The 21,300-nt window shown below is 51.5% G+C and carries 25 protein-coding genes (1 of these 25 only partly in view); 11 read left to right on the top strand and 14 right to left on the bottom strand.

Annotated features, from left to right (window positions below; all coding sequences use genetic code 11):
• Positions 1–341: the 5' portion of a hypothetical protein gene (locus tag ACJJIZ_RS03560; RefSeq protein WP_444915222.1), read on the bottom strand. Its footprint begins 247 nt before the window's first position; only the first 341 of its 588 coding nucleotides appear in the window; it begins with the start codon at positions 339–341; its stop codon lies off the left edge, out of view.
• On the bottom strand, positions 338–841 hold the full coding sequence (locus ACJJIZ_RS03555; RefSeq protein ID WP_413663736.1) for an RNA polymerase sigma factor: 504 nt from the start codon (positions 839–841) through the stop codon (positions 338–340). The genes ACJJIZ_RS03560 and ACJJIZ_RS03555 overlap by 4 nt, the downstream gene beginning before the upstream one ends.
• 174 nt (positions 842–1,015) lie before the next feature.
• Here ACJJIZ_RS03555 and ACJJIZ_RS03550 point away from each other — a divergent pair, with 174 nt between their 5' ends.
• From ACJJIZ_RS03550 to ACJJIZ_RS03540, 3 genes are all read left to right on the top strand, one after another.
• Entirely contained in the window at positions 1,016–1,459 is a 444-nt protein-coding gene (locus ACJJIZ_RS03550; protein ID WP_444915221.1) for a MarR family winged helix-turn-helix transcriptional regulator, read from the top strand.
• 265 nt (positions 1,460–1,724) lie between these two features.
• A complete protein-coding gene (locus ACJJIZ_RS03545) occupies positions 1,725–2,147 on the top strand; it encodes an organic hydroperoxide resistance protein (RefSeq protein WP_282930790.1) in 423 nt (140 codons plus the stop codon).
• A 30-nt stretch (positions 2,148–2,177) separates the two neighbouring features.
• Positions 2,178–3,197 carry an alpha/beta hydrolase gene (locus ACJJIZ_RS03540; RefSeq protein WP_444906920.1) on the top strand — a complete coding sequence of 340 codons (1,020 nt, stop codon included), beginning with the start codon at positions 2,178–2,180 and terminating at the stop codon, positions 3,195–3,197.
• A 42-nt stretch (positions 3,198–3,239) separates the two neighbouring features.
• On the opposite strand, the gene ACJJIZ_RS03535 is transcribed toward ACJJIZ_RS03540, so the two are convergent.
• The 5 genes from ACJJIZ_RS03535 to hutI all read right to left on the bottom strand — a co-directional run bounded on the left by ACJJIZ_RS03535 (position 3,240) and on the right by hutI (position 8,840).
• Positions 3,240–3,641, bottom strand: coding sequence for a RidA family protein (locus ACJJIZ_RS03535; protein WP_444906919.1), 402 nt, complete (start codon positions 3,639–3,641; stop codon positions 3,240–3,242).
• 91 nt (positions 3,642–3,732) lie between these two features.
• Entirely contained in the window at positions 3,733–4,632 is a 900-nt protein-coding gene (locus tag ACJJIZ_RS03530) for a LysR family transcriptional regulator (protein WP_444915220.1), read from the bottom strand.
• 131 nt (positions 4,633–4,763) lie between these two features.
• Positions 4,764–5,726: a formimidoylglutamase gene (gene hutG / locus ACJJIZ_RS03525; protein ID WP_444906918.1), complete on the bottom strand. Its 963-nt coding sequence runs from the start codon at positions 5,724–5,726 to the stop codon at positions 4,764–4,766.
• Between the two features lie 287 nt (positions 5,727–6,013).
• A complete protein-coding gene (locus tag ACJJIZ_RS03520; protein ID WP_444915219.1) occupies positions 6,014–7,129 on the bottom strand; it encodes a heparan-alpha-glucosaminide N-acetyltransferase domain-containing protein in 1,116 nt (371 codons plus the stop codon).
• 481 nt (positions 7,130–7,610) lie between these two features.
• Positions 7,611–8,840 (bottom strand): imidazolonepropionase, encoded by a 1,230-nt coding sequence (gene hutI, locus ACJJIZ_RS03515; protein ID WP_413663744.1) that lies wholly within the window; start codon positions 8,838–8,840, stop codon positions 7,611–7,613.
• 187 nt (positions 8,841–9,027) lie between these two features.
• Between hutI and hutC the strand changes: the two genes are divergently transcribed.
• The 6 genes from hutC to ACJJIZ_RS03485 all read left to right on the top strand — a co-directional run bounded on the left by hutC (position 9,028) and on the right by ACJJIZ_RS03485 (position 14,947).
• Positions 9,028–9,738: a histidine utilization transcriptional repressor HutC gene (gene hutC / locus ACJJIZ_RS03510; protein ID WP_282930784.1), complete on the top strand. Its 711-nt coding sequence runs from the start codon at positions 9,028–9,030 to the stop codon at positions 9,736–9,738.
• 89 nt (positions 9,739–9,827) lie between these two features.
• Positions 9,828–11,504, top strand: a complete 1,677-nt coding sequence (gene hutU / locus ACJJIZ_RS03505) for a urocanate hydratase (protein ID WP_444915218.1) — start codon at positions 9,828–9,830, stop codon at positions 11,502–11,504.
• Positions 11,505–11,771: 267 nt separating this feature from the next.
• A complete protein-coding gene (hutH, locus tag ACJJIZ_RS03500) occupies positions 11,772–13,322 on the top strand; it encodes a histidine ammonia-lyase (RefSeq protein ID WP_444915217.1) in 1,551 nt (516 codons plus the stop codon).
• Between the two features lie 280 nt (positions 13,323–13,602).
• The gene (locus ACJJIZ_RS03495) at positions 13,603–13,935 is read left to right on the top strand and encodes a hypothetical protein (protein ID WP_282930781.1); all 333 of its coding nucleotides are present in this window, start codon (positions 13,603–13,605) and stop codon (positions 13,933–13,935) included.
• 95 nt (positions 13,936–14,030) lie between these two features.
• Entirely contained in the window at positions 14,031–14,531 is a 501-nt protein-coding gene (locus tag ACJJIZ_RS03490; RefSeq protein WP_282930780.1) for a hypothetical protein, read from the top strand.
• 239 nt (positions 14,532–14,770) lie between these two features.
• A complete protein-coding gene (locus ACJJIZ_RS03485; protein ID WP_413663747.1) occupies positions 14,771–14,947 on the top strand; it encodes a hypothetical protein in 177 nt (58 codons plus the stop codon).
• 40 nt (positions 14,948–14,987) lie between these two features.
• On the opposite strand, the gene pyk is transcribed toward ACJJIZ_RS03485, so the two are convergent.
• Positions 14,988–16,424: a pyruvate kinase gene (gene pyk / locus ACJJIZ_RS03480; RefSeq protein ID WP_413663748.1), complete on the bottom strand. Its 1,437-nt coding sequence runs from the start codon at positions 16,422–16,424 to the stop codon at positions 14,988–14,990.
• 177 nt (positions 16,425–16,601) lie between these two features.
• Between pyk and ACJJIZ_RS03475 the strand changes: the two genes are divergently transcribed.
• Together ACJJIZ_RS03475 and ACJJIZ_RS03470 are read left to right on the top strand one after the other, a co-directional pair.
• Positions 16,602–17,075: an META domain-containing protein gene (locus ACJJIZ_RS03475; RefSeq protein ID WP_413663749.1), complete on the top strand. Its 474-nt coding sequence runs from the start codon at positions 16,602–16,604 to the stop codon at positions 17,073–17,075.
• Between the two features lie 64 nt (positions 17,076–17,139).
• Positions 17,140–17,700 carry an META domain-containing protein gene (locus ACJJIZ_RS03470; protein ID WP_282930776.1) on the top strand — a complete coding sequence of 187 codons (561 nt, stop codon included), beginning with the start codon at positions 17,140–17,142 and terminating at the stop codon, positions 17,698–17,700.
• 90 nt (positions 17,701–17,790) lie between these two features.
• Here ACJJIZ_RS03470 and smrA read toward each other — a convergent pair whose 3' ends face one another.
• The 6 genes from smrA to ACJJIZ_RS03440 all read right to left on the bottom strand — a co-directional run bounded on the left by smrA (position 17,791) and on the right by ACJJIZ_RS03440 (position 21,198).
• Entirely contained in the window at positions 17,791–18,378 is a 588-nt protein-coding gene (gene smrA, locus ACJJIZ_RS03465; protein WP_444892318.1) for a DNA endonuclease SmrA, read from the bottom strand.
• Positions 18,379–18,396: 18 nt separating this feature from the next.
• Entirely contained in the window at positions 18,397–19,260 is an 864-nt protein-coding gene (locus tag ACJJIZ_RS03460; RefSeq protein WP_282930774.1) for an SDR family oxidoreductase, read from the bottom strand.
• Complete coding sequence (locus tag ACJJIZ_RS03455; RefSeq protein WP_282930773.1) at positions 19,253–19,705, bottom strand: acyl-CoA thioesterase; 453 nt, start codon at positions 19,703–19,705, stop codon at positions 19,253–19,255. Before ACJJIZ_RS03455 ends, ACJJIZ_RS03460 begins: the two co-directional genes overlap by 8 nt.
• 133 nt (positions 19,706–19,838) lie before the next feature.
• On the bottom strand, positions 19,839–20,330 hold the full coding sequence (gene secB / locus ACJJIZ_RS03450; RefSeq protein WP_282930772.1) for a protein-export chaperone SecB: 492 nt from the start codon (positions 20,328–20,330) through the stop codon (positions 19,839–19,841).
• Positions 20,331–20,490: 160 nt separating this feature from the next.
• Positions 20,491–20,751 (bottom strand): glutaredoxin 3, encoded by a 261-nt coding sequence (gene grxC / locus ACJJIZ_RS03445; RefSeq protein ID WP_282930771.1) that lies wholly within the window; start codon positions 20,749–20,751, stop codon positions 20,491–20,493.
• A gap of 30 nt (positions 20,752–20,781) precedes the next feature.
• Positions 20,782–21,198, bottom strand: a complete 417-nt coding sequence (locus ACJJIZ_RS03440; RefSeq protein ID WP_444915216.1) for a rhodanese-like domain-containing protein — start codon at positions 21,196–21,198, stop codon at positions 20,782–20,784.
• Positions 21,199–21,300 lie beyond the last annotated feature (102 nt).

Raw genomic sequence — 21,300 nt, 5'->3', positions numbered from 1 at the left:
CTCAACAGCCCTAATTCAACATAAGCTTTTGCCGATTCTTCTAGCGGGGCCCATAGACCTCGCCGATTAACTGTCGAAAATACTATTGCCGAAACGAGCGTCGCAATAACAAAAGCTACTCGGTACATGGTATCTGGGTAGCTCTTCGCAAGAATTACTCCTAGCAAATAGATTACCCCAGCTATTGCAAAAAGATATTCAAAAGCGACCACCAATCGCATTCGTCGCTCCTGGCGACGCACCCAATTCAGCGCTGTAATTGGGATTTCTGCGCTGGTCTGTTGCCCCTTCCAGATACTTTCCAGCTCTAGCCACTGTTTTTCTGTGTCTGATTCATTCATTTTTCACTTCCCAAAAGGCAGATATTGAGACGCTCTTTTGCCCGGTTGAGCCGCACTGCAATATTGGACTCGGTAATACCCAGAACTTCAGAGATTTCCGCATAGCTCAGGCCTTCCAGGCGAAGAGTCAATGTCTGCCGGAGTCCTAAGGGTAATTTCTGCACTGCACGAACCAGCTGTTCAGACTTGCGTTCGGCTACCAATCGCTCTGCGGGGCCCGGCTGGTGGTCCTCAAGCTCCAGTAATTCATCATCACTCCCATGATAAGGTTTTCTACGGGTCAGCTCGGTCACACAGCGGTTATGTGCGATACGATATACAAAGGTTTTTAAGCTGGCATCACCGCGAAATGTCGGCAGGGCCCGCCAGAGTCCCAGCCAGATTTCCTGTAACAGATCATCATGCTCGGCTTTTGATCGCACATAGCTATGTACCAGCCGGGAAACCCCTTCGGTATATTCCGTAGTCGCTTGTTGAAATAATTGATCCCGTAATTCCACCGGCCACTCCATCGTCTATGCAAATTACTGTACCGGCTTCAAATAAAACCTTACAAAAAGTTTCGCTGCTCTCGATTGGCAGTATGTGTCGGTTCTGGAACAATGAAGGAGCGTGGTAAGTCCATACTTGCGCTACACTGGCGCAAAACTGCCACCGGTAAGTAGGGTGTGCCTATGGCCAAGTCCATAAACGAAGACCAAAAACTCGATAACCAACTTTGCTTTAGCCTGTATTCTGCCTCCCTGGCAATGAGCAAAATGTACAAGCCTCTATTGGAGACACTGGGAATAACCTATCCCCAATACTTGATGATGCTGGTACTCTGGGAAGACGACGGAATCACCGCTACGGAGCTGAGTCTGCGGCTTGGCCAGGATAAGGGTGCCCTAACGCCAGTTATCAAACGATTGGAGAATCAAAATCTGATCAACCGCCACCGAGACCCGGAGGACGAGCGTCGAGTCATTATCGAGCTGACTGATACCGGTAGGTCGATGCAAAAAGAAGCTGCTTCAATTCCCACTCAAGTGCTGAATGCCTGTGGCTTGAATCCTCAGTCTGCACGAGCGCTAAAGGCGCAAATAGAGACGCTTCGCCAATATTTAGCGAACCCTTAATCTTTCCCTCTTTTTATCGCCCCGCCATTAGCGGGGCCCCGCTTTGACCCCATTTGTTATAGCTATCGCCCTTATAGAGATATTTAATTATCGCAATAATAGTTATCGCAATAACTTTATCTGGCGCCCAAGCTGACGCGCTATTTAGAAGCTGACTTAGAAATCCGGACTACTACCCCCAGCTCAATAAATCCAGCGGGAAAAGGACTGGACTCCATTCCAGGCGGCTTCTGACAGACAAACACACATCAATGAGGACAGGTTAATGCAAACAGTTTACACCGCAGTAGCAACCGCAAATGGCGGCCGTGATGGCGAAGCTCAATCATCAGATGGGAAGTTAAGCGTCAAGCTCAGTATTCCCAAAGAGCTTGGCGGTCCCGGTGGCGATGGCACCAACCCAGAGCAACTGTTTGCTGCGGGTTACTCTGCCTGCTTTATTGGCGCTCTTAAGTTTGTCGCCGGTAAAGAGAAAGTAAAAGTCCCGGAAGAAACCACTGTGCGCGCTGAAGTTGGAATCGGTCCCCAGGGTAAGGGGTTCGGTCTGGATATTGACCTCTACATCGATCTTCCTGGCCTGGATCAGGCGACGGCAGAAAAAATTGCCAACACCGCTCACGAAGAAGTTTGCCCTTATTCCAATGCAACCCGAGGCAATGTTGATGTGCGCCTGCACATATCCGCTTAAGCAACCGGTAGAGAGTTGAAGGTATCCGTTATGAATGGCTTAAAAATTTCCAAGCTGGCACTACCCCTTTTCTTTGCTCTTGGCATGGCTTCTGCGTCTGCTTCTATTTCCCCTGGTGTGGAGAAAAATACCCAGGGATTCCTTCAAGCACTGGCGCAAGGTGGCGGCAAACCCATTGAGCAACTATCACCAAAAGATGCCCGCGCCGTCCTGGTCGGAGCCCAAGAGGGTGCGCAACTGCCGCCCGCTGAAGTCAGCAAGAAAACCATTAGGGTTAATGGCGAAAAGCTGGAACTGACTATCGTTAAACCGAAAAACACCCGGGGCCAGATTCCCGCCTTTATGTATTTCCACGGCGGAGGCTGGGTCTTGGGTGACTACCCAACTCACGAACGCTTGATCCGCGATCTGGTTCAACGCTCCGGCGCCGCTGCGGTATATGTGGATTACACCCCATCTCCAGAGGCCAAGTACCCGACTGCAATTAACCAGGCTTATGCGGCTACCCAGTGGGTCGCGGAGAATGGCGAAAAGATCGGTGTCGACGGGTCCCGTCTTGCCGTGGCCGGTAACAGTGTCGGTGGCAATATGGCAGCCGTGGTTGCCTTGATGGCGAAAGAGAAAGGAACACCGGATCTGCAATTCCAACTGCTGCTCTGGCCGGTTACCGATGCCAACTTCAACAACGCTTCTTACAAGCAGTTCGCCCAGGATCACTTCCTGACACGGGATATGATGAAGTGGTTCTGGGATAACTACACTACCGACCCCAAACAGCGCAACGAGATCTATGCTTCACCTCTGCGCGCAAGCAAATCCCAGTTGGTCGGCTTGCCTCCCGCTCTGGTGCAGACTGCTGAGATGGATGTGCTGAGAGATGAAGGGGAAGCTTACGCCCGCAAACTTAACGAAGCTGGTGTGACCGTAACCGCTGTTCGCTATAACGGCATGATTCACGACTACGGCCTACTAAATGCCCTGAGTGACGTGCCCGCAGTGCAGGATGCTCTTGATCAAGCAGGCTCCGAGCTTAGGGAACACCTCAAGTAAAACTTAAAAGCCCTGCAATGCGGGGCTTTTTTATTCAGGTACTTAAAGCAGCGTTTTAGCCACTGCCTCAATTTCTATCAATGTCTCTGGCGACGCCAGGGATGTGACTCCCACTCCCGTGATTGCCGGGCGAGTAGTACCCAAATATTTAGATAGCACAGGGACTATTTCCCCCAGATGCTCACTAACTTCTCCACGCACATAGATACGTAACTGCAAAAGGTTCTCTACCGACGATCCGGCCTCATCCAGTACTGTCAATAAGTTTTGCATGGCGCTTTCCACCTGAGCACCAACCCCTTTGTTTTTAACTTCACAATTACTATCCCAATCCACCTGACCCGATACAAATACCAAGCCTGTTTTGGTATCGACTCGGGCGTGGGATAGGCAGGAAGAACTGCCATCATAAAGTGAAGAAGGATTAATATTCAGAATACTCATAACAGGCCTGTACGCTTTCTAGCTTTTGAAAAAATCATAGTAGAAAGGCAGCTTTGCCAAAGCTATGGAGTAAAGCTTGTTACGGATACAATCAGGAAGCCATTGACTTAGAAAACCGTTGGTGCAGATCATTGAGAATCCAACTTACCAATGGATCATTTTCCACTCGGGGATGAAAGGCGGCTACAACTTCGTAGCCAGGTGGGTACTTGTCCAAGGTAATTTCCACCAAGCCCTCACAAGGCATCAATCTAGAGGGAATAAAGGCCAGGGTATCTGTCCTTTTCAAAAACTCCTGGGCTATATAAAAAGAGGGCGCCGAAACAACAATCTCTCTTTTTAGACCTTGCCCCTCTAGCCAACGATCGGCTGAACCGCGCAAGCCTCCAACCCCTGGCGATGTAATCACAAAATCAGATTGCATCAACTGACCAATAGGGACCAACTCATCTAAACTATACATAGGATTAGCCGATACACAGACATAACGCTCATTAAAGAGCACCTGTGTATTAATTCCATCAGGCACATACCCCGTTGATGTGAAAGCTAAGTCAATTTCTCCCTGATGCATTTTCTGGGTGAGCGAGACGCTTTCAATATTAGTGACAATAAATTTCACTTTCGGCGCATATTGCCTGACCCTTTCGATCAATTCGGCAACAACCACTTTTTGCGTGTAATCTGTAGCAGAGATCACCAGGGTCCGGGAAGCCTGGCTTGAGTCAAGAGAGCCCGGGGCGGGAATCTCACTGAGTAACGTCAGCACCTGTCGAATCTGTGGCTCTATAAATTTTGCATAACTGGTGGGAGCCATCCCATGCCCAGTGCGCACAAATAGATCATCCCCAACTATTTTTCTAATCTTCTTCAGCTGCAAACTGACAGCTTGCTGCGAAACCTGTAGATGCTCTGCAGCAAGGGAGATACTTTCAACCCTGAATAGTATTTCCAGGGTTCTTAGGTGATTAATTTCAAGATCTTTGATCATATCAACTGCAAAAGTGGAGCTTTCTGCCAGTCACTTACGGCTGTGGATAAAGATTAAAATAGTGGTTTCTAATACTGAAGTTAACGCGACCTCCAAAGACATACAGGCCGCGCTGTATTATTAAAAAATACTCAGGGGATTTTTCTGGCCGCACGATTTGCAATTTGAAAACCTAAGCGGGCTGCGGTACGCGCACCATGATCCTCAATATCAAAATAGGGATTAAATTCAGCAATATCCGCCAAACAAACTTTATTGGATTCCAAAACGGTATCCAGCAAGACTTCCAGAAACTCCATGGAAACCCCCCTGCCAGAGGGGGCACTCACCGCTGGCATTACTGCCGCCGGCAATACATCCAGACATACCGTCAGATAGACAAAATCCACCTTCTCAATAAAATCGCGGATTCGCGCCTGAACAGTATTCAGATTCCAACTACTGATTTCACGATCCCGAATAACCTGGGCACCCAGCTCATCAGCTCTCTGGTAGAGAGCAGGCGTGTTGGCGTTATCCGCTGCGCCTACACAGAGATAATTAAATTCGCGGCCATTTATCCTGCACTGCTCTGCAATCTGGAAAAATGGCGTACCCGATGACCCCTTTGGCGCAGGTGTGCGTAAATCCAAATGCGCATCAAAATTGATAATACCCAGACTGCTCTCGCGGTGATGCTCGCGCATCCAGCGGGCAATCCCCTGATAACTGCCAAAAGCAATTTCATGGCCGCCTCCCAATACCAGTGGAAAGTGACCGGCACCGAGCAACTCATTGATACGGGCACCCAATAGCGATTGGGCAGACTCCAAGTCTTCCCGTTCGACTCTGACGTTACCCGCATCGTATAAGGGCGCATCAAAAGTTGCCGGCAAGTTCGCCATGGCCAAACGCAATATTCTCGGTCCCTTGGCCGCGCCAATTCGCCCTTTATTTCGACGCACACCCTCATCAGAAGCGAAGCCGAGAACAGTCAGGCCGGGAGGGTCATCCAATTGCAAAGGAGAAATCCGCTGGTGCCAGCGCTCACCTGCACGTCCATCCTCAGAGTCGGTGCGACCACTCCATAACTGCATATCAGCAAGTTGTAACATCAATACCTCCGAGGAAGATCTTTATTGGCTTCAAGCCCCCACTTTGTAGGCAAGTTGAACCGGAATATCCATTGGCCGTGCGCAATATGCGCGCGCAAACCTTCGCACAGTGGGCTGTGGGAACTGTAAAGCCCCAACGCGAGAGCTGCCGATACTTTTGGAAGTAGACGATCAAGCAATGCCCTCTGCGAGTACCTTAAAATATGTCACGGAAAAGAAGCATTTAAGTTGCGCTTCTATAACACTAACGCGCCGCATTTTTCAACAGCACGTGTTGCATGTCGGTACTATACCGCAGACGCTGCAGGCTGCTCCATAGCTTTCCCTTTGTGGGAACGGAAATTAACCCAAGCTCGAGTCCCGACATGAGAAAGCAGGAGTACGATAAACATTGCTGTTAATGTACTGGCCATACCAAGCTGCTGGGAACCAACTAACATTAATCCCCATCCAATTATCAACCACTGAGCAATATAGAACGGAGTTATGTTTTTACCCCAAAACACCATTACGTCAATGAGCTTTCTGTTCTTTACTTTGTTTAAGAGGAAATTACTAATCCAAAGCCAAAGGAAAGTATAGCCAATAAGCAGAATAATTAGACCTGGGCCACCTCTCATGTTTTCGGCAAAAAAGTATTGCGTATTCAACATGATTAGAAGGCCACCTATGCTCATTAGGGCTAAGCCAATCCATATGCTGCGTGAGAACAATGCATCTATATTTTTTGTATTTTTAAACCAGTAGCCAACTGCCATGCCTGCGAGGGGATAGGCAAGCCAGGAAAATAACGGGAACATTACCCCTTCGCGCTTATTGCCAAAAAACAACTGTAAAATTTCGTCAATAACAACGGAGTTACTGCCGATATCCCAGACGAGTGAGGAGCCGAATGCTACGATAGCTGCCGCAGCGAGCCAGTATATAGGATGAGGCAAGAAGTGCCTGACTAGTGCACAAATAGCAAGCGCAAGGCCAGCAAACTGGAAAATATCTACCATAAGAAATTCACTCAGCGGTGTGTATTCTCCCAGTTGCTCCTGTGTCACAAGGCCAAACTGTAAAGAAAGCCACATAGGCACTGTGCCACGGGCGAAATTAAGTAAATACCCTATTGCAAAAAGACCAGCAGCACGAAACAAATCCTGTTTCAGACTCGGCTTCGAACTATAGCCAATGAAAATACCCATAATCAGCATAAACACTGAAGCTGCCGGAGTTCCCGCAGATACCTGGATAGCAACACCAATAGCACTGTCTGCCACGTCTGTTCGTCCATAATGATATAAGACGTGAATAGCAATCATAAACAGTACGGCAATGCCTCGGGTCAGATCAAAGGCCAAAATACGAGGATTTTCTTGCGGGAGCACCACTGCTCCTGAAAGACTGGAATTACTCATTTTCAAGAGCTCCTAGCTTTAGAGTAATGAATTTAGTGTGCATTAACTGATATAGAGATATTGCAAAGGCAAGATGCACTTCCTGTGAAAATGTAAGGTATACAAAAAGCCTTATTACTTATTTATCGGTTACAGCCCCCTGATCATTAATGTTAAGAGGGGACCGTTTATTTATTCCGATTGTAAATCTAAAGAGGCTTACAGTTTATAAGTATGCCCTATTTATCAGCCAACGCTGTGACATTGGTTAGCAGTATCAAAAAGTGTCGCCCATTGTAAATACAAAGCGGCACTCATGAACTAAAAATAAAGCCCTCGATAGATACTAAATAGAGATCAACATTCCAATTCTCAGATAATAATGGGCGCAAAAACCTTATAAAAATTGTTGATAATATTGTTGCTCATTTAGCACCAACTTATCCTTATTTCCGATATACATCCACCCTAAGAATCAACTTACCCGATTCTCAGTTGCATATCAGCAAGCTGTAACATCGCGCCCCTCCAGGAAAATTCTTGCAGGCTTTAAAGCGCCAACTTCATAAGCGAGCTGATCCGGGGTATCCATCGGCCAAAGAACAATATCTGCTCGCAGCCCCTCGCGCAGTACACCGCGAGAACAGCACAAACCCAATGCCCGAGCGGCTGCACGGGTAACACCTGCGAGAGCTTCTGCCGGAGTTAAGCCAAACAGCTGACAACCCATATTCATCATCAAACGTAGGGAAGCGATTGGACAACTCCCGGGATTAAGGTCTGTAGCCAATGCCATACAAACCCCCGCCTCGCGTAATTTTTCAATGGGCGGAACCTGGGTTTCGTGCAGCGTATAGAAAGCACCCGGCAGGAGGACGGCCACGGTGCCGCTTTCCGCCATGGCCCGGACATCCGCATCGCTGATGTATTCAATATGATCTACCGATAATGCCCCGGACTTTGCCGCCATTTCAGTAGCCCCTGTACGCGCCAACTGCTCGGCGTGCACTTTTACTGGCAGGTCCAGTTTTTTCGCTGCATCGATAACTCTCTGGCACTGATCGACAGTAAATCCAATCGTCTCGCAAAACATATCCACGGCATCGGCCAGTTGCTCGCGGGCTACAGCGGGCAATATCTGCTCGCAGATAAGGTCGATATATTCATCGGCACGACCGTCGTATTCCGGTGGCAGAGCGTGAGCTGCCAGACAGGTCGTTACTATTTCCACTGAGTTGTGTTGCGCCAGGCGTCTCGCGGTGCGCAATTGCTTTAGTTCAGTATCCAGGTCCAGGCCATAACCGGATTTAATTTCCACGGTTGTAACGCCTTCGGCCATCAGGGCGTGCAGACGGGGCTCAGCCAACTTATACAGGTTCTCGGCACTGGCACCCCGTGTCGCCCGCACGGTAGAAATAATACCCCCGCCAGAGCGAGCCACTTCTTCGTAACTCTCTCCCCCCAGGCGACGGGCAAACTCCCCTGCGCGATGGCCTCCATATACGAGATGCGTGTGGCAATCGATCAGGCCCGGAGTTGCCCATTGACCTTCGCCATCAACAATGCGGTCTGGGGTGCACTCGGGCAGATCCCGGCGGGGACCAATCCAAACGATCCGACCTTTGGTTACCGCAATTGCAGCATCCTCGATAACACCGTAACCACCGGCAATGGATGGGTCCATTGTGGCGGCATTCAAATTGGTAATCAGCAAATCACAGCGTTCTGACATAAGCTTTTAGCGGCACGCTTTTCCTTTTAAACCATAGATGCTCGGCCCGATGACCGACAAACCAGTAACGGGCAGGATACAGTTCCCCTCATCGACTTGACAGCCCGCAGCAGGGAAACCATAGTAGCCGTAACTATTCTTGTATATACAACAATATACAAGCCACGGAAGCACTGTACCTGAGTCTATGAATACTGCAAGTGAACCCCGATACGCGGCCATCAAGCGCCATATCCGCCAACAAATTGAGTCTGGCGAGTGGCCAATTCACTCCCAGGTACCCTCGGAGAACCAACTGGCACAGCAATTCAGTGTGAGCCGGATGACCGCAAGGCGGGCACTCACCGAGTTAACCGATGAGCGCGTTCTGATGCGCTCCCAGGGGCTGGGTACTTTTGTCGCCGAGCCGGTGCCCGCCAGCTCACTGTTGGAAGTGCGCAATATCGCCGACGAGATCTCGGCCCGGGGGCACAGTTACAGCAACCGCATTCTGTTAGCTCAGCCCTGTGTCGCCAGCGCCGATGTAGCCCTGGCATTGGAAGTGCCCGAACAGGCAAAAGTGTTTCACTCCATTATTGTGCACTGTGACAACGGCTTGCCGGTGCAGTGGGAAGAGCGGTTTACCAACCCAGCCTTGGCTCCAGATTACCTGGACCAGGACTTCGCCCACACCACCCCCAACGCCTATCTTTCCAAAGTCGCACCGCTGACCGAGGCCGATACAACCGTCGAGGCCATAGCTGCGGAAGCCGCTATCGCCCACGCTCTGGAAATTGCCCCCGGAGATGCGTGCCTCCAGGTTTGGCGGCGCACTAAATGCAGTGCCGGCACCGTGAGCTTCGCGCGCCTGGTTCACCCAGGCAATCGATACCGCCTCGGTGCACAACTGAGATTCTAGTTATTGATTTATCCCGCGCGCCCTGGGAAAAGAAACAATCAAATCCGGGACGTGTGAATTTTTTTACGAGAAAAATTGACGAGGAAGCTATGTCTACCGACAAACGCCACGATCCCAGCCGCAAAATCCGCGCGCCTCGCGGCAGTGAGCTCAATGCCAAAAGCTGGCTCACCGAAGCTCCCCTGCGCATGTTGATGAACAACCTGGACGCCGAGGTAGCTGAACGCCCGGAGGACCTGGTGGTGTACGGTGGTATCGGCCGCGCCGCGCGGGATTGGGAGTGCTACGACAAGATTGTCGAAGTGCTGAAGCGCCTGGAAGACGACGAAACCCTGCTGATGCAGTCCGGCAAGCCTGTCGGAGTCTTTAAAACCCACGCCGATGCACCCCGGGTATTAATTGCCAACTCCAACCTGGTACCCCACTGGGCCAACTGGGAACACTTTAACGAGCTGGATAAAAAAGGCCTGGCCATGTACGGCCAGATGACTGCCGGCTCTTGGATTTATATCGGCTCCCAAGGCATCGTCCAGGGCACCTATGAAACCTTTGCCGCCGTCGCACGCAAACATTTTAATGGCGAAGCGAAAGGCAAATGGATTCTTACCGGTGGCCTCGGCGGCATGGGTGGCGCTCAGCCACTGGCGGCGACGATGGCTGGTTTCAGCATGATCGCAGTAGAGTGCGACGAAACCCGTATCGACTTCCGTCTGCGCACTGGCTATGTAGACAAAAAAGCCACCAGCCTCGACGAAGCCCTGCAAATGATTGAAGCCGCGATGGAAAAAGGCGAAGCCATTTCCGTTGGCCTGCTGGGCAACGCAGCAGATATTTTCCCGGAAATTGTAAAGCGCAATATTCTGCCGGATTCGGTTACCGACCAGACTTCCGCACACGATCCTTTAAATGGCTACCTGCCCCAGGGCTGGACCATGGAATACGCTGCGGAGATGCGCAAGAAAGATGAAGCCGCAGTAGTAAAGGCAGCCAAACAGTCTATGGCGGTTCAGGTTGAAGCCATGCTGGAGCTGCAAAAGCGCGGAGCCGCAACCCTCGACTACGGCAACAATATTCGTCAGATGGCTCTCGAGGAAGGTGTGGAAAATGCCTTTGATTTCCCCGGCTTTGTACCCGCTTATATTCGCCCGCTGTTCTGCGAAGGTGTCGGTCCTTTCCGCTGGGCGGCCCTGTCCGGCAACCCGGAAGATATCTACAAAACCGATGCCAAGGTTAAAGAACTGATTCCCGATAATCCGCAGCTGCACAACTGGCTCGATATGGCCCGCGAGCGGATTCACTTCCAGGGACTGCCCGCACGTATCTGTTGGGTGGGCCTGAAAGATCGCGCGCGCCTGGCACTGGCATTTAACGAGATGGTAGCCAACGGTGAATTGGAAGCACCGGTAGTGATCGGCCGCGACCACCTCGACAGCGGCTCTGTAGCGAGCCCCAACCGCGAAACTGAAGCCATGATGGATGGTTCCGACGCTGTCTCCGACTGGCCGCTGATGAATGCCCTGCTGAACACTGCCTCCGGCGCTACCTGGGTATCTCTGCATCACGGTGGTGGCGTAGGCATGGGCTTCTCCCAGCACTCTGGTGTGGTCATTGTCTGTGACGGTACCGAAGCTGCGCGCAAACGTATCGAACGGGTTCTCTGGAATGATCCCGCCACCGGCGTAATGCGCCACGCCGATGCCGGTTACGAGATCGCAAAAAAATGTGCAAAAGAGCAGGGCTTGGACCTGCCCATGCTGAACGACTGATTTTTTACCGCAATAAAAATACCGCCGGCGGAAATCTTTTACAGCCCGAATAATTTTTATCGGGCTGCGCCGCCGGCGCCTAACAGGGTGTTGAAAAAGCCTACAGGCGACTTTTTCAAGCCATCTTTGCGGCACATGTCCACAAAGATGGGCACTCAAATCAAGCATTTGCAGTGCTTGATTTTGCGGCAGGCGCTTTCGCACCGCCCGCGCAGGCTGTTTTTCAACAGCCTGCTAAGCAGTAAATATTTTTTGGTGAATGAATTTATGTATCAATTGGAAATCGATCCCGGTCAATTGAGCCTTGCGCAACTGCGCCGCGTAGCCCGCGAGTCGGTGCAGCTGTCCCTGGCGAAAAGCGCCTACCCCGCTATTGAAGCCTCTGCCCACACTGTTGCCCAGGTTATTACCGAGGGGCGCACGGTTTACGGAATTAATACCGGTTTTGGTTTATTGGCCAACACCCGTATTGAAAAGCACGACCTGGAAAACCTGCAGCGCGCTATTGTACTGAGCCATGCCGCCGGTACCGGCAACTTTATGAGTGAAGCCACCGTGCGTCTGCTGATGGTGTTGAAAATCAACTCGCTCGCGCGCGGCTTCTCCGGCGTGCGCCCGCAGGTTATCGAAGCTTTAATGCAACTGGTCAATGCCGGTGTATATCCCGCTATCCCTGAGAAAGGCTCTGTCGGCGCTTCTGGCGATTTGGCGCCGCTGGCTCATATGAGCGTGGTACTTCTCGGTGAAGGGGAAGTATTTATCAAGGGCGAGCGCAAGAGTGCTCACGAAGGCCTCAAAGCCGCGGGACTAGAGCCCATTACCCTGGCCCCCAAAGAGGGCCTTGCCCTGCTAAACGGCACCCAGGCTTCTACCGCCTTTGCCCTGCTCGGCCTGTTCGCCAGTGAAGACCTGTTCGCCGGCGCCCTGGTAACCGGTGCTATTACCCTGGAAGCCGCTAAGGGCTCACGCCGCCCCTTCGATGATCGTATTCACAACGCCCGCGGCCAACAGGCTCAGCGCGACGTAGCGGCAATTTATCGGGACCTGCTCGGTGAGACCAGCCAGATCGGTGATTCCCACCAGTTCTGTGAAAAAGTGCAGGACCCCTACTCCCTGCGCTGTCAGCCCCAGGTCATGGGTGCCTGTTTGCAGCAGATGCGCTTCGCTGCCGAAGTATTGTTGGCCGAGGCAAATGGTGTTTCCGATAACCCGCTGGTATTTACCGATGAGGAAAATCCGGATAACTCCGACATTATTTCCGGTGGTAACTTCCACGCAGAGCCTGTTGCTATGGTCGCCGACAACCTGGCGCTGGCATTGGCAGAAATCGGCTCTCTATCCGAGCGTCGCATGGCGCTGCTGATCGACAGTAACCTATCGGGCCTGCCTCCCTTCCTGGTGGAAAATGGCGGGGTGAACTCCGGCTTTATGATCGCCCAGGTCACCTCAGCGGCGCTTGCCAGTGAGAACAAATCCATGGCGCACCCAGCCTGCGTGGACTCACTGCCCACCTCCGCCAATCAGGAAGACCATGTATCCATGGCCACCTTTGCTGGCCGTCGCCTGCGGGATATGGCCGACAATACCTGTGGCATCCTGGCGGTGGAGCTACTCGCTGCCTGTCAGGGACTGGATTTCCGCGCGCCGTTAAAATCCACGGAAAAACTGGAGGCCGCCAAGGCAAAACTTCGCGCCCGAGTACCTTTCTATGACAAGGACCGCTACTTTGCCCCGGATATTGAAGAGGCAAAGCAGTTGCTGAGCAGCGGCGCCTACTTAGAGTCAATAAACCCCAATCTCCTGCCCAGCAGTCACTAGGTTAAAAAACCTTCATGGCTTGATTCGCGCATTGCGAGAGAACCATTTTTCTCACAATGTGCGAATTTTTAGTGGTTTCACCCGCCTGCCGACCTTACCTTTTTTGACTCCGAACAAGTGGGTCTATCAAATTGAAACTGAAGAGTTTCCATCAACCAACACAGACCTGCCTCGGTATTCAGCTTTGCTAGAACATTTACTCTGCCCCGTGATGATTCACGCGCCAAAAATGCTAGGCTGAATGTAGAAGTGTTACCCGCCAATAGGTGTGGAGGTCTTGATGAAACCGCTGCCCACTAGATTGCTGCGAGGCTCAGGTTGTGCGCTCGCCATCGCAGCAGGACTGGCTCTATCGGCCTGTAATGGAACATCCGGCTATCCCTGCGGAGGCAACGATTGTTCCGCCAGTTATTACGGATACAGCCCTTATTACAACAAGACGTATTACAACCTGCGTGGCCGCTATGCCCACTGCCACCCGGATGGCACCTGTCACAATATGCAGCACTGTAACTTCTACTGGGACGGCAACTTTTATCGCCTGAGACCGCCTGCGGTTGTAAATACCCAGTATCAAATTGTCGATCCACCGCCGCGCGCAAGACCTTACTAAACCTGAGATTCTGTGCTCGCCTAGTTGGCGCGCCTAGGGGCTTGGCCCCTGCCGGGCCTCTCCGGGGGGAAATTCCACTTACCGGAGAAAGCACTATGAATAGAGCTGTTAAAACGGTGATTCTCACCGCCACGGTGTGCACAGCCCTAGCCCTGGGTGCCTGTGCCACCGATGGTTACTACACCACCTACACCAGTTACGGTGGCCCAAGTGGAGGGCAAGTCGCTTACACCTCCTCCTACGCTTATCCCTATGCCACGCCCAACTATTACGCTTCGAGTAATGTCTATTTAACTTCCTACAGGACACCGGTTTACCAAACCGTTGGTTTCACACCGGTGAATACCTATTATTACCGCGGTGGCTACGCCAGTTACCGATCCGCATCATTCCGCGGCCACCCTCGCTACCGGGCTCGCTATTACTATCGCGGAATGCCCTACTACAACCGTTTCTATTACCCTCGGTCGCCCCATGCCCGCTACCGGGCCCATCACCGAGGCTATAGAAGTTATCACCGCGGCGGTTATCGCGGCTACCGGGGCCATAGAGGCCACTATCGTGTTCGCGGTGGACACCATCGCGGTAGACGCTAACTCCAAGCTTTATTAGGTAACTAACCCCGCTGTAGTAAACCATCAAAAGACGCAGCGGGGTAAGTTAATCGCCAACCTCAGTGCAACCGCCCACTTAAATAGCCTCACCATCCAAGCTCACTGTCGCCACTTTTAACAAATTGGCGCGTTATACATCTCAATGACAGCTATTACCTCTACCCTGAATAAACAAGTTATTCGGGAATGCGTCACTCACACCACTCAAAGAGGTAACTGCGGTGCAGAAAATACTACTTATTCTGCTTGCCGTGGCCCTGGCGACAGGAGTTGCCGGTTGTTCGACAACCGCGCCCCAGGGAAGCCCAAAGTCATTAACCCTTGACGGTCAGAAGTTTCGCTGTGTTGAGCAGGAATTGGAGACCAAGGTACTGGTTAGATGTGTTCGTGCGGGGTAAGTTATTTGCACTGTGAGAATTTGTAATTTAATCGTTTGTATCAGGGCACGCGGACAATACGCAGGGTATCGGTGTGACCACCAATATCCTGTTGATAGCCCCGGGATATCAAAACGAAGTCCCCTGAAATTAGCAGTTCCTGATCCAGCAAATAAGAAATTGCTTTTTGATCTCGCAGCGGGCCGTCCATATTAGAAACATCCATTAATACAGGGTCAACGCCGCTGTAGAGGGCTACACGATTACAGCACTTTTGGTGCCGACAAAAAGCGTAAATAGGAATTAATGCACATACTCTCGACATCAATAACGCAGTATTTCCAGTTTCGGTCTGGCAAATAATGGCTTTAATTTCACGGCAATGATTCGCTATGATCATGGCGGCCATGGCGATACACGCATCACCCGCAGGGTAATCGCCGCGAAGGCTTTCCGGCGTGGAATAAATTTTACGGTGTTTTTCTGCCCCAAGAATCACTTCAGCCATATGCTTAACGGTTTCAATAGGATATTCACCTGCCGCTGTCTCAGCAGATAACATTACCGCATCAGTACCATCCAGTACTGCATTAGCCACATCGCAGACTTCTGCTCGAGTAGGTACCGGACTCGAAATCATCGACTCCATCATTTGTGTCGCAGTAATAACGACCCGATTGAGATAGCGGGCATAGCTGATTAAATGTTTTTGTACTCCCATTAATTCTGCATCACCAATCTCCACGGCGAGATCACCGCGCGCTACCATAATGGCATCACTGGCCAAGATGAGCTTCTCAAGGCGAGCATCATTGGATACCGCCTCAGCCCTTTCGATTTTGGCAATAATATGTGCGGTGCCACCCGCCTCTCTGAGTAACTTTCTCGCTTTGTGAATATCGCGAGCATCGCGAGGGAAAGAAACGGCTAAATAATCTACCTGTAACTCGGCGGCAACTTTGATATCCCGATGGTCTTTTTCTGTCAGTGCCGGCGCAGTCAGGCCACCTCCCTGCTTATTTATTCCCTTTCTATCAGATAACCAGCCACCATTTTCAACCTCGGTTTTTAATGACAGACCAATAATTTTTTTGATGCGCAAACTCAATCGGCCGTCATCCAGTAACAGGCAGTCTCCCTCATTACAGTCTTCTGCGAGTGCTTCATAATCAACCCAAACACCTTCAGGACTGCCACTTTCTTTATCCCAATCAGGGTCCAAAATAAATTCTTCACCTTTGCGCAGATATATACGCCCATCAGTGAATTTTCCGACACGAATTTTGGGCCCCTGTAAATCTCCCAGCAGGGCAATATGTCTGCACTGACGCTCGGCTTCTTCACGGACAAATTTTGCCCGGCGCCGGTGATCATCAATTTTTCCATGAGAGAAGTTAAGGCGAACCATATCCACACCGGCCTTGATTAATTGCCGAAGTGTTTCTTCTTTATCGGTAGCTGGACCCAGGGTGGCAACAATTTTGGTGCGCCTGATCATATCGACGACCGTCCTTTAATCGATGGCCAAATACTATTTTTTTACATCAGTGCAAGCATAGCTTGTCACTGCTGTCGTCTCGTCACGGCAGCCAACAACTAAGCTTTTGTGAAAGCCGAAAAGTGGCTGGCTTGGGTGTGGGCTGGAGAAGGGTTTGTGTTTGGGAGTTATTCGTCGATGAGTAGGTTGGTACAAATATGGCTTCTGGGAGCCCTATTAGTTGTCGGCGGATGTCTAACAAACCGAATAGAAGAAGCCCAAGTTGTTCAATCTTCAGGCAGTATGGGAGCGGTCTGTGGTAAGAAGTGGCAGCTGGTACGCTTGCGCGTCAATGGTGGGGTGGTCGACATCCAGAGGCCTGCGGACTTTACCTTTGTGTGCAATCTCCAAGGCAATGTCATGGGGAGGAGTGGCATAAACACCTATCGGGGAGAGGTGCAGGTAACCGATAACGGGCAGTTACTTTGGGATACCTCCAGCTTTGTCTCTACCAAGATGGGCGGCCCCGAACCCTTGCTGCGGCAAGAACATGCCTACCTCGGTGCCCTCGCCGCCACTCGCCAGGCATTTACCAAATCGCGCGGGAATCGTTTGATACTTCGTGACCCCTCCGGTGATATCTATATAGAATACGTAAAGGCCGGACCTTGAACGCCGCCACAGAAGACCTGTAAATTTTTAGGTTAAATGTCGCAAAATCAATGAGAACGACATCATGCCACGTCGTGCTTTTTACTTACTACTGAGTATTATCGTATGCAACCTGGTGCTTGCAGGCTGCAGCACCCCCAATCCCCCTATTCCCCAACTCCAACGATCGGCCTGGTCTGCCTGTGAGCACGAGTGGGTGCTATCGAGCTTGTATTACTCCGGGCGCACTTATGACTCAACCCTGAGCTGGAGCAGGTTTTGGCGGGATAGACCCTTTTTCAAATGCGATCAATTTGGTTATGTTAGGGGCAACAGTGGCACCAATCCGTACCTGGGGCGATTTTCTCTCACTAGCAGCGGTGCTTTCACCTGGGAGCGGATTCCCGCTATTGCGCGCATGGGGGGAGCACACCCCAGCGATGAACTGGAGATCGATTACCTCAATGCCCTGAGAAAGTCTGATTTGATTGTTATCGTGGGTAACAAGATGATGATCAGCAATACCGATGGCAGTGCCTATATTGAGTTTGAACAAGTAGACCGCAGCTACCGTCAGGCCCAACCCTATAAGAAAGGCGACCCATTGGGTCGCCAGAATGACAATCAAGAAGAATCAAAAAGATGAGCTTTAGGAGTCTAAAAAAGCACTCTTGAGGGGAAAGCCTCAGCGGCGCATCTTAATTTGCATAAGTGACAGAAAAGTTACAAAAGAACCTTAACGGCGTTTTTGATGTATCTCCAGATTCTCCTGCCGCTTGCGTTCACTCTTTCTCAGCAGCAGATAAGTCGCTCCCAAGCCCCCGTGTTGGGGTTGCGCACTGTGAAAAGCCAGTACTTCATGCAGCTGCGGCAACCAGTGATTGATACAGCTTTTCAATAACGCCGGCTGCTTACGCCCCTCACCCTTACCGTGGGTAATCAGGGCACAGCGCACATCCGCTTCAACACAATCACGGATAAATTCCATCACGGCCCTGCGCGCCATCTCCACAGAGTGGCGATGTAAATCCAGGCGCGCATCTATGCTGTATTTGCCCAGGCGCAAATTGCGATAGACCCCGTTTTGCACACCATCGCGCTTGAATTCCAACGGATCCCATGGCTCTACCAGATCAATATATTCACCGGACAGGGGGTTCATTTCCCGCTCTGTCAGTCGCGTGGCAGCGGCGCGGCGCTCCCGCAACATAGACTCAGATTGCTTCGGCTCCTTGCGCAAATTGACGCGGCGCTCCTGCGCCAGCGGTTTAACGTCTCCCATTTCACCGAGAGCGTCTTTAAATAATTTGCTGTCGCTGCTCACAAATACCCCCTGCCAGCGTCAGTCGAGAAATAAATCCTTGGTTAAATTGTCTGCATTGGCTGGATTGTGGGCATAACCGGTGAAATCCTTCACACCGCGCTCTGCCAACAGCTCTTCATCGATTAGCTGGCGACCGCTCAAGGCGACATCTTTAGTCGTCAGTATCTCGTAGGCCGCATCGGCCATAATCGAGGGCTTGCGGCTCTGCTCAAACATATCACGACTACCCACCGCAAATTCAATCGCGGCGGTGGCCACCAGTGTGCGCGGCCACAAGGTGTTCACGCTGATCCCCGCCTCACGCAGCTCTTCTGCCAAACCCAGGCTGAGAATGGTCATACCAAATTTTGACAGGGCGTAAGGAGCGAAGGGCCCCAACCACTTGGGCTGGATATTCAGCGGTGGGCACAGGCTGAGAATATGAGCATTGTCAGCTTTTTTCAGATAGGGAGTCGCCAAGTGGGCGGTGAGATACACCGCGCGACTATTGATACTCTGCATCAGGTCGTAGCGCTTGGGTGGTGTCGACTCAACATTGGTCAGGTTGATCGCGCCCGCATTATTAATCACAGCGTCGATGCCGCCAAATTTTTCGGCAGCCTCCGACATAGCCTGCTCTACTCGCTGCTCATCGCGCACATCCACCTGCAGGGCCAGGGCATTGCCGCCGGCTTTCTCCACTTCCTCCGCCACCGAGAAGATGGTTCCCGGAAGCTTGGGATGTGGCTCTGCCGACTTAGCGGCAATCACGATATTGGCACCATCCGCCGCGCATTTGAGGGCAATCGCCCGGCCGATGCCGCGACTGGCACCAGTGATAAAGATGGTCTTGTCCTTAAGCGCGCCTGAATTATTGGTCAGGGATACAAACTCTTCACTCATTTTTTTCAGCCTCCGGGGCAGTCACTGCCGGACTGTAAATTTCCTTGAAGATCGCCGGCATACGTTTTGGCTTGCCAGTGGAAAGCTCAATGCACACCATCCGCCATTCGGCCCGCAATACCAATGCCTTATCGGCGGCGCGAAATACCTGAAAGCGGCGAGTCATATTCAGACGCCCGTCCACCTCAGTGAGCCAGGTGCCAAACAGCAATTCCTCCCCCTCTCTGGCCGCCAGTATATAGTCATACTCGCCATGACGAATTGCCATTCCCCGGTCAAGCTGCTGATAATTCGTGACATCCAGACCCAGGGCTGCGCTGTGCGCCCAGGCGGTGGCCTCACACCAGCGCACATATTCCGCATTGTTGGCATGACTCAGACCATCCACATGTTCGGCGCCAACCGTCACTTTGGTGATAAATGGGTTTGGCAGATCCCACTGCATAAGCGGCTCCAGGTTTGTGCTGCGGTTGCGGAGGGATAGTCAGTAAAATGGACGCTATCCCCGGGGAGATTACAGATATAAAAAAAGGCCCCACTAAGGGACCTTTTTATCGTGCCAGCTGGGCTAAAGCGAATTAAGCGTTCGCTTGAGCGCCCTCTGCTTCTTTCTGTGCCTTATCGAGGGCAGCAGCGAACAGAGCGTCGAAGTTCACCGGCGGCAACATCAGTGCAGGGAAAGAACCTTTAACTACAGCGTTATCGATCACTTCGCGAGCGTAGGGGAACAGAATTTGCGGGCAGGCAGTATTTAGGGCCTGGGCCAGCTGTTGACCTTCAAGGCCTTTGATACCGAACAGGCCAGCTTGTTTTACTTCCACCAGGAAAGCGGTGTCTTCTTCCAGCTTTACGGTGATAGTCAGGGTCAGAGCCACTTCGTACAGATCGTCTTCGATCTTCGCGGTCTTGGTGTTCAGCTCCTGATTAACCTGGGGCTTCCACTGCTTTTTGAAGACCTCGGCACCCATCGGGGTTTCGAAGGAGAGGTCTTTCAGGTAGATGCGTTGCATCGCAAATTGTACTTGTGGAGCCTCTGCGTTTGCCGCTGCGCCATTTAATTCTTCAGCCATGTTACAGCCTGTTCATTATAAAAAGTTTATTGATGCCTTCCGTGAGAAAGACTCCGGTAATAACTCAACAGTTGGGGCCTCGATAAAACGTTTCAAGGCCCAGACCGGATAAATAGCAAAAATTGGGGACCGCATGTTGGCGGCCGCGTCAGTTTTCCGCTTATCCCGCTGCTTTCAGCAATTTGTCGAGTCGGCCACCACGCTCCAACGCCATCAGGTCGTCGCAACCACCTACATGCTTATCGCCAATCCAAATCTGCGGCACCGAGCGGCGCCCCGCCTTGTCAGCCATTTCTGCGCGCAAGCCGGGATTATTGTCCACAGGGATTTCGCGATAAGCGACACCCTTGCTATCCAGTAGCTGCTTGGCGCGAATACAGTAGGGGCAGAAACGGGTGGTATAAATGACAACATTCTGCATGACAAAACTCCGTCAAACTTATACTTCAGGTTAACCTTTGCCTTTAACGACAGGCAGGTTCTGGTTAGCCCACTCGCTCATTCCGCCCTGCAGGCGACGCACTTGGAAACCTTTCTGTTTCAGCATGCGCCCCACCGGACCTGCGTGCTGCCCCATCTTGTCAGCGACAATAATGGTCTTGTCTTTAAACGGTTCCAGCTCGGCAATGCGCTCAGCCACATCCCCGTGGGGAATATGCAGGGAGTCGACAATATGACCGGCAGTGAACTCGCTGCGATCGCGAATATCCAGCACCTTGGCCCCTTCGCTATTGATCAGCTTGGTCACTTCATGAAGTGATGCCGGCTCGCCAGACTTGAATCGCTCAGTCAAAACAAATGCGTAAAGCAATGCCACAAGCAGGCCGACCAACAGCCACTGCTCAGCTAAAAAGTCGAGAAAATCCACTTCGCCCCCAAAATCCTCAAGTGGTAATCAATAGGGCGCTACGGCGCCCAATGCCGGCGGGAGTATACACGATCATGGCGAAATTCTAATCAACCAAATCCC

Source organism: Microbulbifer maximicatervae (SeqCode) (assembly GCF_052467225.1).
Note: the sequence above shows the minus strand (reverse complement) of the source record. Positions and strands in the feature narration are given on the sequence as shown.

What these genes read in the sequence shown, in the direction of transcription:
- ACJJIZ_RS03535 (WP_444906919.1), bottom strand. Translation starts at nt 3,641, where the DNA reads ATGAGTATTCTGAATATTAATCCTTCTTCACTTTATGATGGCAGTTCT.
- hutC (WP_282930784.1), top strand. Translation starts at nt 9,028, where the DNA reads ATGAATACTGCAAGTGAACCCCGATACGCGGCCATCAAGCGCCATATC.
- ACJJIZ_RS03530 (WP_444915220.1), bottom strand. Translation starts at nt 4,632, where the DNA reads ATGATCAAAGATCTTGAAATTAATCACCTAAGAACCCTGGAAATACTA.
- hutG (WP_444906918.1), bottom strand. Translation starts at nt 5,726, where the DNA reads ATGTTACAACTTGCTGATATGCAGTTATGGAGTGGTCGCACCGACTCT.
- ACJJIZ_RS03540 (WP_444906920.1), top strand. Translation starts at nt 2,178, where the DNA reads ATGAATGGCTTAAAAATTTCCAAGCTGGCACTACCCCTTTTCTTTGCT.
- ACJJIZ_RS03550 (WP_444915221.1), top strand. Translation starts at nt 1,016, where the DNA reads ATGGCCAAGTCCATAAACGAAGACCAAAAACTCGATAACCAACTTTGC.
- ACJJIZ_RS03470 (WP_282930776.1), top strand. Translation starts at nt 17,140, where the DNA reads ATGCCACGTCGTGCTTTTTACTTACTACTGAGTATTATCGTATGCAAC.
- grxC (WP_282930771.1), bottom strand. Translation starts at nt 20,751, where the DNA reads ATGCAGAATGTTGTCATTTATACCACCCGTTTCTGCCCCTACTGTATT.
- ACJJIZ_RS03545 (WP_282930790.1), top strand. Translation starts at nt 1,725, where the DNA reads ATGCAAACAGTTTACACCGCAGTAGCAACCGCAAATGGCGGCCGTGAT.
- ACJJIZ_RS03455 (WP_282930773.1), bottom strand. Translation starts at nt 19,705, where the DNA reads ATGCAGTGGGATCTGCCAAACCCATTTATCACCAAAGTGACGGTTGGC.
- pyk (WP_413663748.1), bottom strand. Translation starts at nt 16,424, where the DNA reads ATGATCAGGCGCACCAAAATTGTTGCCACCCTGGGTCCAGCTACCGAT.
- ACJJIZ_RS03460 (WP_282930774.1), bottom strand. Translation starts at nt 19,260, where the DNA reads ATGAGTGAAGAGTTTGTATCCCTGACCAATAATTCAGGCGCGCTTAAG.
- ACJJIZ_RS03495 (WP_282930781.1), top strand. Translation starts at nt 13,603, where the DNA reads ATGAAACCGCTGCCCACTAGATTGCTGCGAGGCTCAGGTTGTGCGCTC.
- ACJJIZ_RS03475 (WP_413663749.1), top strand. Translation starts at nt 16,602, where the DNA reads ATGAGTAGGTTGGTACAAATATGGCTTCTGGGAGCCCTATTAGTTGTC.
- hutI (WP_413663744.1), bottom strand. Translation starts at nt 8,840, where the DNA reads ATGTCAGAACGCTGTGATTTGCTGATTACCAATTTGAATGCCGCCACA.
- ACJJIZ_RS03490 (WP_282930780.1), top strand. Translation starts at nt 14,031, where the DNA reads ATGAATAGAGCTGTTAAAACGGTGATTCTCACCGCCACGGTGTGCACA.
- hutU (WP_444915218.1), top strand. Translation starts at nt 9,828, where the DNA reads ATGTCTACCGACAAACGCCACGATCCCAGCCGCAAAATCCGCGCGCCT.
- secB (WP_282930772.1), bottom strand. Translation starts at nt 20,330, where the DNA reads ATGGCTGAAGAATTAAATGGCGCAGCGGCAAACGCAGAGGCTCCACAA.
- hutH (WP_444915217.1), top strand. Translation starts at nt 11,772, where the DNA reads ATGTATCAATTGGAAATCGATCCCGGTCAATTGAGCCTTGCGCAACTG.
- ACJJIZ_RS03520 (WP_444915219.1), bottom strand. Translation starts at nt 7,129, where the DNA reads ATGAGTAATTCCAGTCTTTCAGGAGCAGTGGTGCTCCCGCAAGAAAAT.